This is a genomic window from Aeoliella fuhlenseeensis, from assembly GCF_052161615.1.
Lineage (GTDB): Bacteria > Planctomycetota > Planctomycetia > Pirellulales > Lacipirellulaceae > Aeoliella.
The window spans coordinates 2,535,721-2,550,643 of record NZ_CP197417.1 but is presented as its reverse complement, the minus strand read 5'-3'; the positions used below and the strand labels follow the sequence as shown (position 1 = coordinate 2,550,643).

Genomic DNA, 14,923 nt, shown 5'->3' with positions numbered 1-14,923 from the left:
CAGCCCTCAGGGGGCTGTCGAGGGGCAAGCAAGCCGACGTCACGGATAGGTAGGGGGGCGTAGACCGTGACGCCGGCGGCTTGTCCAATAAGCTAAGTGCTTGTCAGGTAAGCACTTCGAGAAGGGTCTCTGTTGTCAATCTAGGGCCGCCGGGGCAAGCTTTGACGCCGCGGCAAACCGCTCCGAATACCGCTCAAGCATCGATGAAACCGGCCGCGACACACGCGCGGGTCAGCTCGGCCACCGACTGCACGCCCATCGCCTTGTAAATTCGGCTACGGCGGGCTTCAACGGTGCGAATGCAAACGCTCAATTGGCTGGCAATCTGCTTGTTGGGGACGCCCTCGAGCACTTGCACCAGCACTTCACGTTCGCTGGGCGTTAACTGCTCCAGGCGGCCTGCGGCGTCGCGGCGATTGGCCGTACGACGGAGTTGCTTACGGTCCTGAGCCAGGGCAAGGCCAATGGCGTCACGTAGCTCGTTCTCGCAGCAGGGCTTCTCCAGAACGTTGACGGCACCCATTCGCATCGCATCGACCGTCATCGAAGTGCTGGCGTGGGCGGTGACGAACACGGCCGGAATGGGGACTCCCTCGCTGCGAAGCTGACGCAGCAATTCACAGCCGCTAATGCCGGGGAGGCGCTGATCGAGCAGCAAGCAACCGGGCGACTGGGGCTCGTAGGCTTGCAGGAATTCTTCGGCCGAGCGAAAGGCTTCGACCTTCGCACCGGTCGGGCGAATCAGCTCGCCGAGAGCGTCGCGGGTACTCGCATCGTCTTCGACGATGTACACGGTGTCTTGAACTTGGGGAGCCGCAAAGGCTCCACCGCTGGTTTCAATTCCTTGATAGGACATCGAATCGCTGCCTCCGTAAAGACGTTTTCGATTGCCGAGGCAACCGCTGCACTATGCCGGCCACTTGCCGTTAAAGACGCTCGCCGGCCACCCGGGCCACTCCTGCGATCGTTCACTAAACCGTACTCAGCGGAACCCCGCTTAGCACTGTCTTAAGAATACGGACCGGTTTGCGGCAGAATAGATAGGGAGAACCGCGTAAAAATGCGAAGTGCCACCCTCATCTTGTGGGTAACCACAATCGGGCGTCCGCATGCATGCGGCATTACGAAGGGGATTGTGCACGAAGCACAATTTGCACCAGTTCGGCGACGGAATTCGCCTTGAGCTTCGTGAAGACATGCTGCCTGCGAACCTCCACGGTTCGCACGCTGATATCGAGCCGCTTGGCGATGGCCTTGTTCGGTACCCCTTCGACGATCATGTCGAGCACTTCGCGTTCGGCCGGGGTGAGCGATTCGAGGCGTGCTACCAGTTCCTTCTGCGCACGTTCCTTGCCGTAGTTCTCGGCATCCTTGGCGAGCCCTTCGCGAATAGCGTCCCACAGTTCGTGCGTGCGGCAAGGTTTCTGCAGGAGCGTCACCGCGCCGTTCTTGATCGCGCGCACAATCACTGGCGTGTCGGCGTAGCCCGTGACCACGACGACCGACAACGTGGTGCCGCGGCGCTGAAGCTCTTCTTGCAGCTCGAGCCCGCTCATTTCGAGCATGCGAATGTCGGTCACCAAGCAACCAGGGCGTTCGCCACTGTAGTGTTCGAGGAACGACTCGGCGGAGGCGTACGACTTGAAGGCGACCTTCATTTCGGCGAGTAGCATCTCTACCGACTCGCGCGAGGCGTCGTCGTCGTCCACGATGTAAACCGTTGGCGTATCAGTCACGGTTGTCTCCACGATCCACGGGGAGGAGAACAGAAAAGGTCATGCCACCCTCGGAATTCGATTCTCCCCAGATCTTTCCGTGGTGTCGCGACACAATGGTTCGACTTAGGGCGAGCCCCATGCCCATGCCATCGACCTTGCTCGTGACAAATGCATCAAAGCACGATTCTATCTCAACCCCCTCGGCGATTCCACTTCCGTTATCGCTGACATCCAGTTGGACGCCTCCGCAAGTTTGACTTGTTCGCAAGCTGACGCGTGGCGATCGGTCTTTGGAGAGCCGCTCGGCGTCGAACGCATCGAAGGCGTTGCGAAGCAAATTGACGATCACTTGCTGAATCTGCACGCGATCGCCAATTACTCGCGGCAAGAACTCGTCGAGGTTGAACTCTACGCGAATGCAACGGCGGCGGGCTTCGAAGCCGACCATCTCGGCCGATTCGCGTAACAGGCCGTTGAGGTCGAACTGCGCCATCCGCACGGCTTGCGGCCGGGTGAACTCGCGCAGTCGGCGAATGATGTCTGCGGCGCGGTTGATCTGGGCCGAAATCTTCTGAACCATGGTGGCCGCACGATCGGCGAAGCCCTGGTCGCGACTTTCGAGGGACAGCGTCGTCGCGTTGGCAAACGTCGCAGCGGCGTGCAGGGGCTGATTCACTTCGTGGGCAATTCCCGCGACGATCTCGCCCATGGTCGCCACACGCGCGAGGTGCGCCAGCCGAGCATCGGCGTCGGCCAGGCGCTGACGGCTGAGCACTTCGTCGGTGATGTCGCGATCGACCCCCACCATCCGCACCGGTTTGCCTTCGGCGTCGCGTTCGATGACACGCCCACGATCGAGATTCCAGCGCCACGAGCCATCTTCCATCTCGACGCGGTATTCGCACTCGAACACATCGCTACGGCCCGCGAGATGTTCTTCGAGTTGCTCGGTAACTACAGCGCGATCGTCGGGATGAATCGACTCCTGCCAGCCGGCGACGCTCCATATCTGCTCGCCCGGCTCCAGGTGGCGGACGGCGAGCCAGTTGTCGCTGACGAACACCTTACCGCTCTCGAGATTCCAGTCGTAAAACCCGTCGGCCACGGCGTCGATGGTCAGGCTTAGACGCTGCTGACTGGTGGCAAGTGCTTCTTCCGCTTCTTGGCGTTTGAGTGCATTGACGAACACCTCGCCCAACAACCGCAAGATGCCGGCAGTTTCTTCCGACCACTTGCGCCCCCGCTCGCGGCTCGAGATGCCCATGAAAGCGAATAGCTTTCCTTCGGAGAAGGCCGGGACGATGATGAAGGACTGGATGCCGATGGATTCGATATTCGCGCGAAGTTCTTCGCTTCCAGGGGGAAGCTCGTCCAGACTCGACATCGAGATGGGGTGGCCGGCCGCAAGGACCGGGATGCCCCAGTCGTCGCCCGAGGTCGACATACGCCGCAGCCCGGGGGGACTATCAGGGGCAGCCGGCGCGAGCCATTGGAAAGCGAGGCTTGATTCGTTCGAGTCCAAGTCGACACGGTAGATATAGGATCGATCGCCACCGACGAACTCGCCGACCTGACGCAGGGCATCGACGATTTGCTCGGGCAGGTCCGCCGACGGAATGTTAATGAACCGCGTCGCCAGGTGCAGGATTAGGTTCTCAAGCTTCTGGCGATACTCCAGCTCCTCCCGCGCCTGCATGTCGGCGGTGATATCACGCCCCACCGATTGCAGCTCGACCACATTCCCTTCGGCGTCGAACAACGCACGATCGGACCATTCGTGCCACACGGAGGTTCCATCCAGCATATTAACGCGGTGAATGTCGGTGCCGAAGGGATTCTCTGGAGTCAGGGATTCGATGAGCGTCTTCTTTTGCCAAACGTCTTCGGGATGGATGACATCGAATACATTGATCTGAAGCAGCTCGTCGCTACTCAAATTCCAGTACCGGCAGAGCGGCGCGTTGACGTAGGTCATCGTGCCGTCGGGTTTCCAGCGAACGATGTAGTCGGTCAGATCGTCGACTACCGATCGGTAGCGTTCTTTGGTGGCTTCGAGTTCCTTGAGGCTCTGCTTGCGATCGATGGCGTTGACCACCAACTCTCCCATCACTCGCAGTAGCGCAATGCTGTCGTCGGACCAGATCTTGGTACGTTTGACGCACGAGAATCCCAACATTCCCGTGCGGCCCGAGCGAAAGAACAGGGGCAGGTAACACGCCGCGCGAATGCCCAGCTTCTCATACAGCGTCCGCAGCGCTCCTGCTTCTTCCGGCAGTTGATTGATGTCGGTGATGTGCAGCACGCGACCTTCGTGCATTTGCTCGACCACCCATGCCAACGGTTCGACATCGACGCGCTGGACGTATTCGCGCAGCGACTTCACCCCTTTGCCACACCACTCATAGGTGAGCTGGGCGACCTTCTCGGTGTCGTCGGCGTACTGGTAGACGAAGCAACGATCGACTTCGGTATAGGTACCGACCTTGCCGAGTGCTTCGAGAATGCCTTGGTCGATCGAGTCGCTCGGCAGGTTGATGAACCGCATGCTGAGCGAAGTCAGCAACTGCTCGAAGGCAGAGCGGTAGTGCGAGTGTCGCAGCAGCGCGGAGTACTCGGTATCTACCGACATGGGCGGCGGGCCTCAGCAGCGGGGACGAAATTCACGGGAGAGACCACGCACGCGGTGCGGCCCCCCGCTGTAAGTGTAGTCGGCACCCCCCCGCCCGGGCAACTTCAGACTGCCGCGCGGCGGAACAGCGAACGGTAAATTGGTAGCCCAGCCTTCCGTTTACGCCGCTCGAAGTGAGTACGATAGTCGAGGTCGTGTTCGGGCGAGGCCTCGTCGACCTCTTCGGGCCCTACTAGCATCGGGAAATCCCTCATCAGCTTCATAGTCGTTTTGTAGTACTCTTCGACATCGGTCCAGAAGTGCAACAGGCCATTTGGCTTCAGCGTTCGGGCGACGTCGGTGAGGAACTCGCGAGAAAGGACTCGCCGCTTACGATGTCGCTGCTTCCACCAGGGGTCAGGGAAGTAGACATGCACTGCGTCGAGGCTGGCGTCGGGCAGCAGGTCGTGGAACAACTTCAGTCCGTCGCCCGACACGATCACGGCGTTAGCCAGCTCGCGGCGGCGAAGCCGCGCCGCTGTGAAGCGGGCGTACTTGTGGGCGACTTCGATACCAAGGAAGTTGATATCGGGCCGCGAGAGCGCGGCGTTCTGTAAGAACAATCCCTTGCCACTCCCCACTTCGACCTCGATGGGAGCGGTGCGACCGAACAACACCTCTTGGTCCCACGGCGCGGGAAGTTGGTCGAGGGTCTTCAGGTGGCGGTCGAGATCGACCGATTCGTCTACGGCGGGTACAGCACGGCGGCCCATGATCGTCGTTATTTTTTCTTGGTAGAAGTTTCGAAAGCTTCCGCACGCTCGGCGAGCGTCTGCGGCTGGCCATATTCAAACAGTTTCTGCGTCTCTTTATTCCAGTCTTCACCCTGCGGCGGTCTGCCTAAAGCCATCAACGGCATTAAAACCAGTCCCGCGATAAATCCGCCGATGTGCGCCCAGTGGGCAACACTGGCGGGAAGGCCGAGTTGCATCTCGACCACTCCAGCGACCGTTTCCATCAGCATCCACGCCCCCAAGACGATGAACGCCGGCAGGTCGAACAAGAGCGGAATGATCACGAATACCAGGGTTCGTACTTTGACCCATGGATAGGTCAGCGCATAGCCACCCAGCACAGCCGCGACCGCACCGCTGGCCCCAATAATGGGCGTTTGACTTTCAGGGTCGATTGCCCAGTGAGCCAGGGTCGCCAGTAGCCCGCCGGCGAGATAGAACAGCACGTAGACGATATGGCCGAGGCGGTCTTCGATGTTGTTGCCGAATACCCACAACATCCACATGTTGGTAAGCAGGTGAAACCATCCGCCGTGCAGAAACATGGTCGTCAGCAGCGTGGTGTAGACTGACAGCGAGTCGTGAGGCAGGTCGACCTCGAGCATCGCCTGGGGTGGGTTACCCAGGGGTTGCCGGATGCGGAGCGGCTGAGGATTGTCGATCCGCGTGAGCCGGACGGGGATGAAGCCCCATTCGAACGAGAGCTCCGCTTGGCGAAGCGGGGGGACCAATGCCATCTGCCACGTGATCCACACGTTGGCCACGATGAGCACGATGGTCATCAGCGGAAAGCGGCGGTGCGGGTTGTGGTCGTAGAGTGGAAACATGCGGCGTCGCTGCTGGAGGGGACAGCGGCGTTGGGGCGTTAGCCTTGGCCTGCTTCCCGGTTTTGTACCATCTCGACAGGGATCGCCACGCCGACCAGTTCGCCTTCGCCCACCAAGGTGGAACCTACAAAGGCCTGGAACGCACAGCGGATCATTGCCCGCGGCCGTAGCGCGATGCGTTTGCAAACCAGCAGCAGCCGATCACCGGGGCGGACGATGCCGCGGAAGCGAACCTTATCGAGTCCGCCAAACCCCATCATATCCACGTTCATCGCCCCGTGCTTTTGCACTTGGTAGGTGCAAAGCTGGGCGGCTGCCTCGCAAATCAGCACGCCGGGCAACAGGGGCATCCCCGGCATGTGGCCGCGGATCCAAAACTCGCTGTCGGAGAGGTCCTTGTAACCCGCTACGATTCCCGCCTCTGGATCGTCATGTACGATCGCCGACAGCTGTTCCATCTCGAACCGCTGCGGGATGTATTGACGTATCTCCTCCAGGTCCGCCAGCACATGGCTGAGGTCCAGCGTGGAGGGGTCGAGAATCAGGTCCTTATCGGGCACGCTGCACTCTTCAAGACAAACGAAATCGAGAACCGAACCGGGACACGTCGACGCGCGGCGGTCCCTGTGCAATTGGCGAAGGGGGGCAGATTAGGTCTTGGTCTTCTGACGACGTTGCTTGCGGGGACGGCTGCACGCCGGGCGGGCGCCGTGGTTGGCCTTCTTCACTTTTCTTCCTGGCTTGGCCATGGGAGGGAACCTTCCAAAATGGGCGATGTAGTAGGGCGGGACCCGAAGCATCCCAAAAGGATGCCGAGCTCCGGAAATTCGTAAGCCCCGCAGTATAGCAATTGTCGGCACCGCGAGAAAGCGCTATCCAGCCCTGGGGCTAGCGGGGTGCCTACTTCGATTTTGCCGCCAGATCCCAGGCGTTAAGCCAGATGATTTCGACTGGTTCGAGGCCGAACTCCTTTTGGAGCCGCTCGTCCATGTCGGATAGGTGGCCGGCACCGTAAAACACGCCCAGTTTCTTCTTGCCAGCATCGATTTGCTCGCGGAGCACCTTCAGGGCGGCCTTATTTCGCTCGGTAATGAGGGTCGAGCCCTCCTCGCCGCCGAAGGCCGTGAGCAGCGATTCCATCTCGGATAGCTGACCAGCCATGGCGATTTTGAGCTGGCGGGCACGGTCTTTGGCAAACATGGCCTTCATCATGTCGATGTCGGGGGTCGCCCCTTCGGCAGTCGCCGTGCTCTGGTGGGCAATCGACTGGCCCATCATGCGGAAGTACATCTTCAGGAAGCTTTCATCCCGCGTCTTCATGCTGTCGAAGAACTCGTCCGGCGACATGTCGGCGTGGACAAAGTTTTCCTTGGTGTAATCGACCTTTTCGAGCTGGTGTTCGAGTTCCAGCATGTCTTTCATACCGTTTTGCATCGCTCCCAGTGCGTGGCGATTCGAGGCCTTGGTGCCGGCTTCGATCCGAGTTCCCTCGGGCGCCACAAGCTCGTAGAGCAGGGCGTCGTATTTCTCGAAACGCTTGTTGAGGTCGTCGTAGTAGGCGGCGTCGCCCACGTGCACTGCACCCACCAGGTCGACTTCCACCGGTACCTTGTCGTCCCCGGCGGTGGATCGATAGCGGACAATGGCTACCTGCATCGCTAGCGGTCGTCCGCGGTCGTCCTTCTTCACCCGGACCCACTCGGTCCCCATCTTGGGTTCGGCGTCGGACTTGGTTTTGCCCGTGAGGACGGGTTCGGCCACCGCGGTAGCTGCGACCATCCAAACGCCCGCTAGCAGCAGGGCGAGCCCGCGTGGATGCGGAAAAACAAGGGAAATTCGGCTTGCCAGCTTGAACATGGCACTCTCACGTGGGCGGGTGGGGGCGGAATGGTCCGGGGCCTGAGGCTACTAAGTATATGCCCCCAGCTGCCCGACCGGCAATTCGATGGGGCGGGCGCCCGAAGGTTAGCCGGGCCGCTAGCACACGCCGGGTCCCGCATGAGACTCCCCTTTTTCGTTACTCCTTACCAAAGTTGTTCAACTCCTACGACCGGCGTTTCCGATACTACCCACACAGACAAACTCCAAGTCGCGAGTGGGCGTGATTACTACGCACCCACCTGCCGTGCCTCAGCCAATAGGGTAGTAAAACCAAATGTCTGCCTCTTCTCTCAAAGCAACCTACTTAGCTCTGCTGGTGATGGCCGGCTTCGCGTCGACCGTTCGAGCCCAGCTCGACGATCCGAACAGTCCGTTCTACGGACCGTCCAACGACATGCGGTTCTTCGAACCCGTGGACTTGGACATCGACGGCCGGGATTCAATTCCGCGGACGGGGTTCTTCTTCCAGTACAACAAGCTGGCCTGGGCAACCACTGGCGAGCGCGTTGAAATTGGAGATAAGGACACCATTCAGCGGTGGTTCCAAATCTACGATGGCGTACCGACCGATCCCACGACGGGTAACCCCATCGTGCCTCCAATCATCCCGAACAGCATTAAGAATGCGGTACCTCGGGCGAACTGGAGCATGGGCGATCGCTACGAGTTCGGCTTCTGGGGCGAGAAGGGGGGAGGCTGGTTAATCAGCATCCTCAACGGTCCCGATGACCGGCAATTTGCCCAGTTCGGCCTGAATGGTGGTCGCCAGGGTGGTTTCCAGGATGGTTTGCAATCGCCCATCGGCGACGTGTTTGTGGCCTTCCGCACCGACCCGGGTCTGCTCGCCAGCTTCGTCGACATGCACGAAGACGCGGTGGGGCCTGGTGGTGGTATTCTTCCCGACTCGGACGCTGGCAACGGCATCTTGGACGGCGACGGTATCGCGGACGACATCAACCGCAACGGCGTGTACGGCCCGGACGGTGTGCGGATTGACGACGAATTCTTCATCGTGCCAACGGACTACGGCGACTTGGTGATCCTGCCGATCTCGTTCGGTCTGGTGAATATCCACAACACCACCAAGTTCAACGGCTTCGAACTGATGCGTGGACATCGCTTGAGCAACTCGCACTTTATGGAGAAGCACCAGAACAACCACTTCGAGTGGGGATTCGGTGCCCGGTTCCTGCAGATCGACGATACCTTCCAGTTCGAAGGCCTGGGTGTCCGGAGCGACGACTTTGGCATCGACGACAACTTCGACAATGCCGACTGGTCGCTGGGTGATACCTTGATCAATCAGCAGATCACCAACAACATCGTGGGTCCCCAGCTCAGCTTTAACTGGGCTCACCAACGGGGTCGCTGGGTGCTAAGCTCGGCTGGTAAGTTCATGCTCGGTTTGAACGTCCGCGAGTGGAAACAACGGGGTTACGTGGGTGAAGACCTCACCCCGGGACGGACCAACAACTACCTGTTCATTCCGCCCCAATCGTTCAGCCACGGTCGCAGCGACAGCGGCATATCGCCGACCGGCGAGTTGCGGTTGGACCTGGCCTACATGCTGACCGACAACATCAGCCTGAAGCTGGGTTACACGGGAACGGTGGTCACCAACATCCGCCGAGCCTCGACGCACGTCGACTACGTGCTGAACGAAGGGGGCAACGTGATGGGCTTCGCCAACGTCAACGAGGGCGAGGACATCCTGGCCAATGGTGTGAACTTCGGTGTCGAAATCACCCAATAGGCCCCCTCGGGGTCCGAGATTGCGGGAAAAAGTTGCGACAATGTAATGCTTCTCTATGTGCCGCTAACGGCGTAAAAGCTGCTAGCGGCATATTTTATGCAAACCGGGCAAGTGGCGCTGCCAAGCCCTGCCAAATTGCCTAACAGGCTGTATCCTGGGTGGTAAGCGATTTGCAGGGGAGGGATTGTCCGGCATTGTCGCTTCAGTTTCCGTAGCGTTTGCGACCCGTAGAGCCGTTTCAACAGTGCGGTTGGAGAACCGACACTCACTCATGCATCGACTTGGCCGATGAAGGGACATGGTGCCGACCACCGTGCTGGCACTTCCCCCCTCCCGCGCCTACCAACTCCCCCCCGCCGACATGAATTCCTTTAGCGCCTTCGGTGCGGCATCTTCGCCTCGCTCAGCACTGCCCAGTTGGGGGAGTGGCCACTCGATCGCCGAGCATAGCTTTGCCCACGCATCGCACGGTGGTGGTGAAAAGGCTGCTCGTCAGCCGGCCACCCTGGTCGACCTGCTGCGGACACGCGCGGCGGAACTCGGTAACCAGTACGCGTTCAGCTACGCGGTCGACGGCGACCAAAAGCTCGAGCACATCACCTACGCCGAGCTCGACCGTCGTGCTCGCGCGATTGCCGCTCGCCTGCAGCATGCTGGCATGAGTGGCGGCCGGGCGCTGATGCTCTATCCGTCGGGTCTCGATTTCGTGGCAGCGTTCTTTGGATGCCTTTACGCCGGCGTCGTTGCCGTGCCAGCGTATCCGCCGCGCCGTAACCGGAATGCCGACCGCATCGACCGCGTGGTGCAGGACGCCGATGCCTCGGTGGTGCTATCGACCGAACACGCCTTGGTTCGCACCGAGGGCATGCTCGAAGCCGACGCCGTGTTGCGGAAGCTATCGTGGTGGCCTACGGACAAAATCAACGTCGCCGACTCCAACCATTGGTCGCCCACCAAAGTCAGCCCTGACGACTTGGCCTTCCTCCAATACACCTCGGGCTCGACCGGCGATCCCAAGGGCGTGATGCTGACGCATCGCAACTTGCTAGCGAACGCCGCGGTGATTCGCGAAGGTTTCGAAACCTCCGCCGACGATCGCGCCGTATTCTGGCTCCCGCTGTACCACGACATGGGCCTGATCGGCGGCATCATCGAGCCGCTCTACGCCGGCACCTACTGCACGCTCATGTCCCCGGCCCACTTCCTGCAGCAACCCCTTCGCTGGTTGCAGATGATTTCGTCCACGGGGGCGACCATCAGCGGTGGGCCGAACTTCGCCTACGACCTGTGCGTCGACCGCGTGACCGACGAGCAAGCCGCCCAGCTCGACCTGAGCCGCTGGAGCTTGGCGTTCAACGGTGCCGAGCCAATCCGCGCCGAAACGCTCCGCCGCTTCACCGAGAAGTTCGCCATCAGCGGCTTCCGACGCGAGGCGTTCTATCCCTGCTATGGTTTGGCCGAGTCGACCCTGCTGGTCGCCGGTGGCCACCGCCACACAGCAGCCCGCACCCGCACGGTCGATGCCGTCGCGCTGCAAGAGGGCGTGCTGAAGGACGCCACTTCGGCGAGCGAAGACCACCAGATGCAAACGCTGGTCGAGTGTGGTCATGGCCTGCTGGATCAGGACGTTCGCATCGTTGATCCCGAAACCGGTATCGAAAGCCCGAAGGGCTCCATTGGAGAAATCTGGGTGTCCGGCGATAGCGTGTCGCAGGGCTATTGGGGCCGTGAAGAACTCTCTCGGGAAGTATTCGCCAACCAGATTCCAGGGGTCGAGAAGCGGTTCCTCCGCACCGGCGACTTGGGACTGATGGACTCCACGGGGCTGTACGTCATTGGCCGCCGCAAGGACCTGGTGATCATCCGCGGTGTGAACCACTACCCGCACGATATCGAAGAAACCGCTCGCTCGGTGAACGACGCCCTCGCAGGGACTCGGACCGCCGCGTTCGCGATCGATGGCCCTGAGGGCGAGCAGCTGGTGGTCATCCAGGAACTCGCTCGCCGCCAGAAGACCGAGGGCAACGAGCTAGCCGAGGCAATTCGCCGACGCGTGTCGGAAGTGCACGAAGTCATGCCGGCTGCCGTGGTGCTGGTTTCGCCCAATTCGCTACCCAAGACCTCGAGCGGCAAGCTGCAGCGCTACGCCTGCCGCAAAGAGTACTTAGCCGGAGAACTGGACGTGGTAAGCAGCGTTGGCAGCACTGGCGGTACCGAATCCAAGACCACAGCGAGCAAGTCGCAGCCCGTCACCACTTCGCAGCCCTCTCCTTCGCAGCTCAGCTCGGCCACTTCGAAGGCCGTGATGGAAGTGATCGAGAACGTCGGCAAGGACCGCGCCCGTGGCTTGGCGCTCGATACCGACCTCGTGTCACTGGGTCTCGACTCGCTGGAGCGGATGGAAATCGTCGCCGCGCTCGAAGAGCGTTTTGGCGGACGATTCTCGGAAGAAGCCGTGCTCGACATGCACACGCCGGCGGACATCGTCAGCGCCGTTGAACGCGAGCTCGGTGGCCAGCAGCGCTCTGCCCCGGTGAATCGCGAGGTCACCGAAGGGGACTTCGACTTCGCCAAGTCCCCCGAGTACCTAGCGCTCCAGGAAACGCTCAGCCTCACGAAGAAGGTCGGCCTGCCGAATCCTTACTTTACCGTTCACCAAGGCCTGACCAACGATCGGACGATGATCAATGGCCGCGAGCTGGTAAACTTCTGCAGCTACAACTACCTCGGCATGTCGGGCGATCCGATTGTCGTGGCCGCCTCGCAGAATGCCACTGCTCGTTACGGCACCAGCGTGTCGGCCAGCCGATTGGTGTCAGGCGAGAAGCCGCTGCACGGTCAGCTCGAAGCCGAGATCGCGCGGTTCCTGGGTGTCGAGTCGGCCATCACCATGGTCGGCGGTCACGCGACCAACGAAACGACCATCGGCCACCTGTTTGGCCCGGGCGACTTGATCCTGCACGACGCGCTGTCGCACAACAGCATTGTTCAGGGCTGCAAGCTGTCGGGAGCTCGCCGTCGGGCTTTCCCGCATAACGATCCCTTGGCGTGCCGAGAGCTTTTGGCCACGTGCCGCAACGAGTACCGTCGGGTGCTGATTGTGATCGAGGGCGTCTACAGCATGGACGGCGACATCGCGCCTCTGCCCGAGTTCGTCGCCCTGAAGGAAGAGTACAAAACCTACCTGATGGTCGACGAAGCCCACTCGCTGGGCACCATCGGCCCGGGTGGCCGTGGTATCGCGGCTCACTACGGCGTCGACGCTAAGCGGGTCGACCTGTGGATGGGTACCATGAGCAAATCGCTCGGTAGCTGCGGTGGCTATATCGCGGCTCGTAAAGAGATCATCGAGTACCTGAAGTACACGGCACCTGGCTTCGTCTATAGCGTCGGCTTGTCGCCCGCCAACACGGCGGCGGCCTTGGCGTCGCTCAAGCGGCTACTCGACCAGCCCGAACGCGTGACCAAGCTGCAAGAGAACAGCTCGCTGTTCCTGGCGCTTGCGAACGAAGCGGGTCTCGACACCGGCGCAAGCCGCGGGACGCCTATCGTGCCAGTGATCACGGGCAGCTCGCCCGCCGCGCTGCGGCTGGCCGACCGGCTGTTCAAGTCGGGCATCAACGTGCAGCCAATTCTGCACCCGGCGGTGGAAGAACACGCGGCACGCCTGCGGTTCTTTATCACCAGCGACCACACGTCCGAGCAAATCCGCCAGGCCGTGGCCCTGACCGCCAAGCACGCCCGCGACCTGAAGCTGGGAAACTCGGCGGCGTAATCGTCGAACGTTGCAGTTTGTCAACAAGTCGCTTCGCGCGGGTAGCCGACGAGCTACATCTCGTCGGAGGAACCCCACGCGCTAGTCGCTCGCTGCGCTCGCGCCGCCTATAATGGCAGGGTTGCCACAGCACTCCCCCTTCGGAGGCCCCCCTCGTATGTCGCAAGCCATTGTCGATCCGAACGAACTAAGGCGGTTCGCGGCGAACCTCAAGAAGTTCAACGCCGAACTCGAAGCGGGCCTTACCGCGCTCTCGGGCCAGCTTCATGGCCTGAGCGCCACCTGGCGCGACCAGGAACACAAGAAGTTCGTCGAAGACTTCGAACAACACATCAAAGCCATCGCCCGAACGATGGAAGCCACGAACGAACACGCGCCGTTCCTGATCCGCAAAGCCGAGCGGATCGAGGACTACTTGTCGCAGCGGTAGGGGAAGTGAACCACGGAGAACATGGAGGGCACGGAGAAGTGATGAAATAAGGACGCGGATGACGCGGATTTTACAGGATGGACGCGGATCCGCTCACTCTTATTTTCGGGACTAGAAGTAACAGGGAGCCTAAACTAACTCAAGCAACATCGGCCTACTGATTCACTCCTTATCCGCGCTAATCCTGCCCAATCCGCGTCATCCGCGTCCCATTCTATCCAATCCCCTGCGACCTCCGTGCCCCCTGTGGTTAGCCCTCCTCATGCCTGGCCCTGCTTACGTCCATAACACCGAAGCAATTCAGTCCGTGAGGACGGCCCTGGCAAGTTTTGCGCATCAGGTGGACGAGGGGCTCACCGAGATTGCGGCCGAGAGTCGGCGGATGCTGGACTGGTTGGAACACGATCGGCCTCGGTACTGGAAGAACCAGCTTCGAGTCGCGTGGGACATGGTCGAGCAGGCCAAGAAGGACCTCAATCGCTGCCTGATGTACCCGGTGGCCGACGAGCGGCCCAGTTGCACCGAGCAGCGGGCGGCCTTAAAGAAGGCCCAAGCGCACTTCCAATACTGCGAACAAAAGGCCGAGCGGCTTAAAAACTGGTGTCGCGAAGTCCGGCACGAATTGTTCGAATACGAGGGGCGGATCTCGCAACTCAAAACGTGCGGCGAAATCGATGTCCCCAAGGCGATGGCCGCGCTGGGAAGATTGATGGCCCGCATCGACGAATACCACCGGCTCGGCTCGCCGACGGCCATTCCGAGGCTCGACATCCAGGCGGTGATGACAGGTGCTGACGAGCCGACAGTCGCCGGGCCGGCCGAAGAAAAACCGCAACCCGAATAATTGGAGGCCACCTAAGCGATGAAATCGACGGACCTTCAATCCGGAGCAGGGCGGATTCGCCGGGCGCTGGAGCATCTGGAACTGGCGTGGGCGGAAGCCACGCAAGAATGGAACGACGAGGCGAGCCGCGCCTTCCAGGAGCATCACCTGGAACCGATGATACCAGTGGTGAAGATTTCGCTCGACGCGATTGGGCGGATGGACTCGCTGCTACGTGAGGCGCAGCGCGACTGCGAGAAGTGAACGAGTTGCGAAGTGTTGTCCGACGAGGCGTAGCTCGTCGGCTATTGGAC

At 60.8% G+C, this 14,923-nt stretch carries 13 protein-coding genes; 5 read left to right on the top strand and 8 right to left on the bottom strand.

The genetic code is table 11. The features are described 5' to 3' along the window. Nucleotides 1–193: 193 nt before the first annotated feature. The 8 genes from SH292x_RS09915 to SH292x_RS09880 all read right to left on the bottom strand — a co-directional run bounded on the left by SH292x_RS09915 (nucleotide 194) and on the right by SH292x_RS09880 (nucleotide 7,804). Nucleotides 194–856, bottom strand: a complete 663-nt coding sequence (locus tag SH292x_RS09915; protein ID WP_442485448.1) for a response regulator transcription factor — start codon at nucleotides 854–856, stop codon at nucleotides 194–196. A gap of 265 nt (nucleotides 857–1,121) precedes the next feature. Then, entirely contained in the window at nucleotides 1,122–1,736 is a 615-nt protein-coding gene (locus SH292x_RS09910; protein WP_442485447.1) for a response regulator transcription factor, read from the bottom strand. After that, nucleotides 1,729–4,347, bottom strand: coding sequence for a PAS domain-containing protein (locus tag SH292x_RS09905; RefSeq protein WP_442485446.1), 2,619 nt, complete (start codon nucleotides 4,345–4,347; stop codon nucleotides 1,729–1,731). Before SH292x_RS09905 ends, SH292x_RS09910 begins: the two co-directional genes overlap by 8 nt. 104 nt (nucleotides 4,348–4,451) lie before the next feature. Next, nucleotides 4,452–5,099, bottom strand: a complete 648-nt coding sequence (trmB, locus tag SH292x_RS09900) for a tRNA (guanosine(46)-N7)-methyltransferase TrmB (protein WP_442485445.1) — start codon at nucleotides 5,097–5,099, stop codon at nucleotides 4,452–4,454. A gap of 8 nt (nucleotides 5,100–5,107) precedes the next feature. Next, on the bottom strand, nucleotides 5,108–5,947 hold the full coding sequence (locus SH292x_RS09895; RefSeq protein WP_442485444.1) for a rhomboid family intramembrane serine protease: 840 nt from the start codon (nucleotides 5,945–5,947) through the stop codon (nucleotides 5,108–5,110). Between the two features lie 38 nt (nucleotides 5,948–5,985). Next, on the bottom strand, nucleotides 5,986–6,507 hold the full coding sequence (locus SH292x_RS09890; protein ID WP_442485443.1) for a 3-hydroxyacyl-ACP dehydratase FabZ family protein: 522 nt from the start codon (nucleotides 6,505–6,507) through the stop codon (nucleotides 5,986–5,988). A gap of 90 nt (nucleotides 6,508–6,597) precedes the next feature. Next, the gene (locus SH292x_RS09885; RefSeq protein WP_442485442.1) at nucleotides 6,598–6,696 is read right to left on the bottom strand and encodes a 50S ribosomal protein bL37; all 99 of its coding nucleotides are present in this window, start codon (nucleotides 6,694–6,696) and stop codon (nucleotides 6,598–6,600) included. Between the two features lie 151 nt (nucleotides 6,697–6,847). Continuing rightward, nucleotides 6,848–7,804, bottom strand: a complete 957-nt coding sequence (locus SH292x_RS09880; RefSeq protein ID WP_442485441.1) for a hypothetical protein — start codon at nucleotides 7,802–7,804, stop codon at nucleotides 6,848–6,850. 298 nt (nucleotides 7,805–8,102) lie between these two features. Between SH292x_RS09880 and SH292x_RS09875 the strand changes: the two genes are divergently transcribed. From SH292x_RS09875 to SH292x_RS09855, 5 genes are all read left to right on the top strand, one after another. After that, entirely contained in the window at nucleotides 8,103–9,581 is a 1,479-nt protein-coding gene (locus tag SH292x_RS09875; RefSeq protein WP_442485440.1) for a BBP7 family outer membrane beta-barrel protein, read from the top strand. Between the two features lie 361 nt (nucleotides 9,582–9,942). Beyond that, a complete protein-coding gene (locus SH292x_RS09870; RefSeq protein ID WP_442485439.1) occupies nucleotides 9,943–13,356 on the top strand; it encodes an aminotransferase class I/II-fold pyridoxal phosphate-dependent enzyme in 3,414 nt (1,137 codons plus the stop codon). 157 nt (nucleotides 13,357–13,513) lie between these two features. After that, complete coding sequence (locus SH292x_RS09865) at nucleotides 13,514–13,786, top strand: WXG100 family type VII secretion target (RefSeq protein ID WP_145246399.1); 273 nt, start codon at nucleotides 13,514–13,516, stop codon at nucleotides 13,784–13,786. Nucleotides 13,787–14,048: 262 nt separating this feature from the next. Then, nucleotides 14,049–14,630 (top strand): hypothetical protein, encoded by a 582-nt coding sequence (locus SH292x_RS09860; RefSeq protein ID WP_442485438.1) that lies wholly within the window; start codon nucleotides 14,049–14,051, stop codon nucleotides 14,628–14,630. A gap of 18 nt (nucleotides 14,631–14,648) precedes the next feature. Then, nucleotides 14,649–14,873 (top strand): hypothetical protein, encoded by a 225-nt coding sequence (locus SH292x_RS09855; protein WP_442485437.1) that lies wholly within the window; start codon nucleotides 14,649–14,651, stop codon nucleotides 14,871–14,873. Nucleotides 14,874–14,923: the final 50 nt, after the last annotated feature.

What these genes read in the sequence shown, in the direction of transcription:
- SH292x_RS09915 (WP_442485448.1), bottom strand. Translation starts at nt 856, where the DNA reads ATGTCCTATCAAGGAATTGAAACCAGCGGTGGAGCCTTTGCGGCTCCC.
- SH292x_RS09905 (WP_442485446.1), bottom strand. Translation starts at nt 4,347, where the DNA reads ATGTCGGTAGATACCGAGTACTCCGCGCTGCTGCGACACTCGCACTAC.
- trmB (WP_442485445.1), bottom strand. Translation starts at nt 5,099, where the DNA reads ATGGGCCGCCGTGCTGTACCCGCCGTAGACGAATCGGTCGATCTCGAC.
- SH292x_RS09895 (WP_442485444.1), bottom strand. Translation starts at nt 5,947, where the DNA reads ATGTTTCCACTCTACGACCACAACCCGCACCGCCGCTTTCCGCTGATG.
- SH292x_RS09885 (WP_442485442.1), bottom strand. Translation starts at nt 6,696, where the DNA reads ATGGCCAAGCCAGGAAGAAAAGTGAAGAAGGCCAACCACGGCGCCCGC.
- SH292x_RS09880 (WP_442485441.1), bottom strand. Translation starts at nt 7,804, where the DNA reads ATGTTCAAGCTGGCAAGCCGAATTTCCCTTGTTTTTCCGCATCCACGC.
- SH292x_RS09875 (WP_442485440.1), top strand. Translation starts at nt 8,103, where the DNA reads ATGTCTGCCTCTTCTCTCAAAGCAACCTACTTAGCTCTGCTGGTGATG.
- SH292x_RS09870 (WP_442485439.1), top strand. Translation starts at nt 9,943, where the DNA reads ATGAATTCCTTTAGCGCCTTCGGTGCGGCATCTTCGCCTCGCTCAGCA.
- SH292x_RS09865 (WP_145246399.1), top strand. Translation starts at nt 13,514, where the DNA reads ATGTCGCAAGCCATTGTCGATCCGAACGAACTAAGGCGGTTCGCGGCG.
- SH292x_RS09860 (WP_442485438.1), top strand. Translation starts at nt 14,049, where the DNA reads ATGCCTGGCCCTGCTTACGTCCATAACACCGAAGCAATTCAGTCCGTG.
- SH292x_RS09855 (WP_442485437.1), top strand. Translation starts at nt 14,649, where the DNA reads ATGAAATCGACGGACCTTCAATCCGGAGCAGGGCGGATTCGCCGGGCG.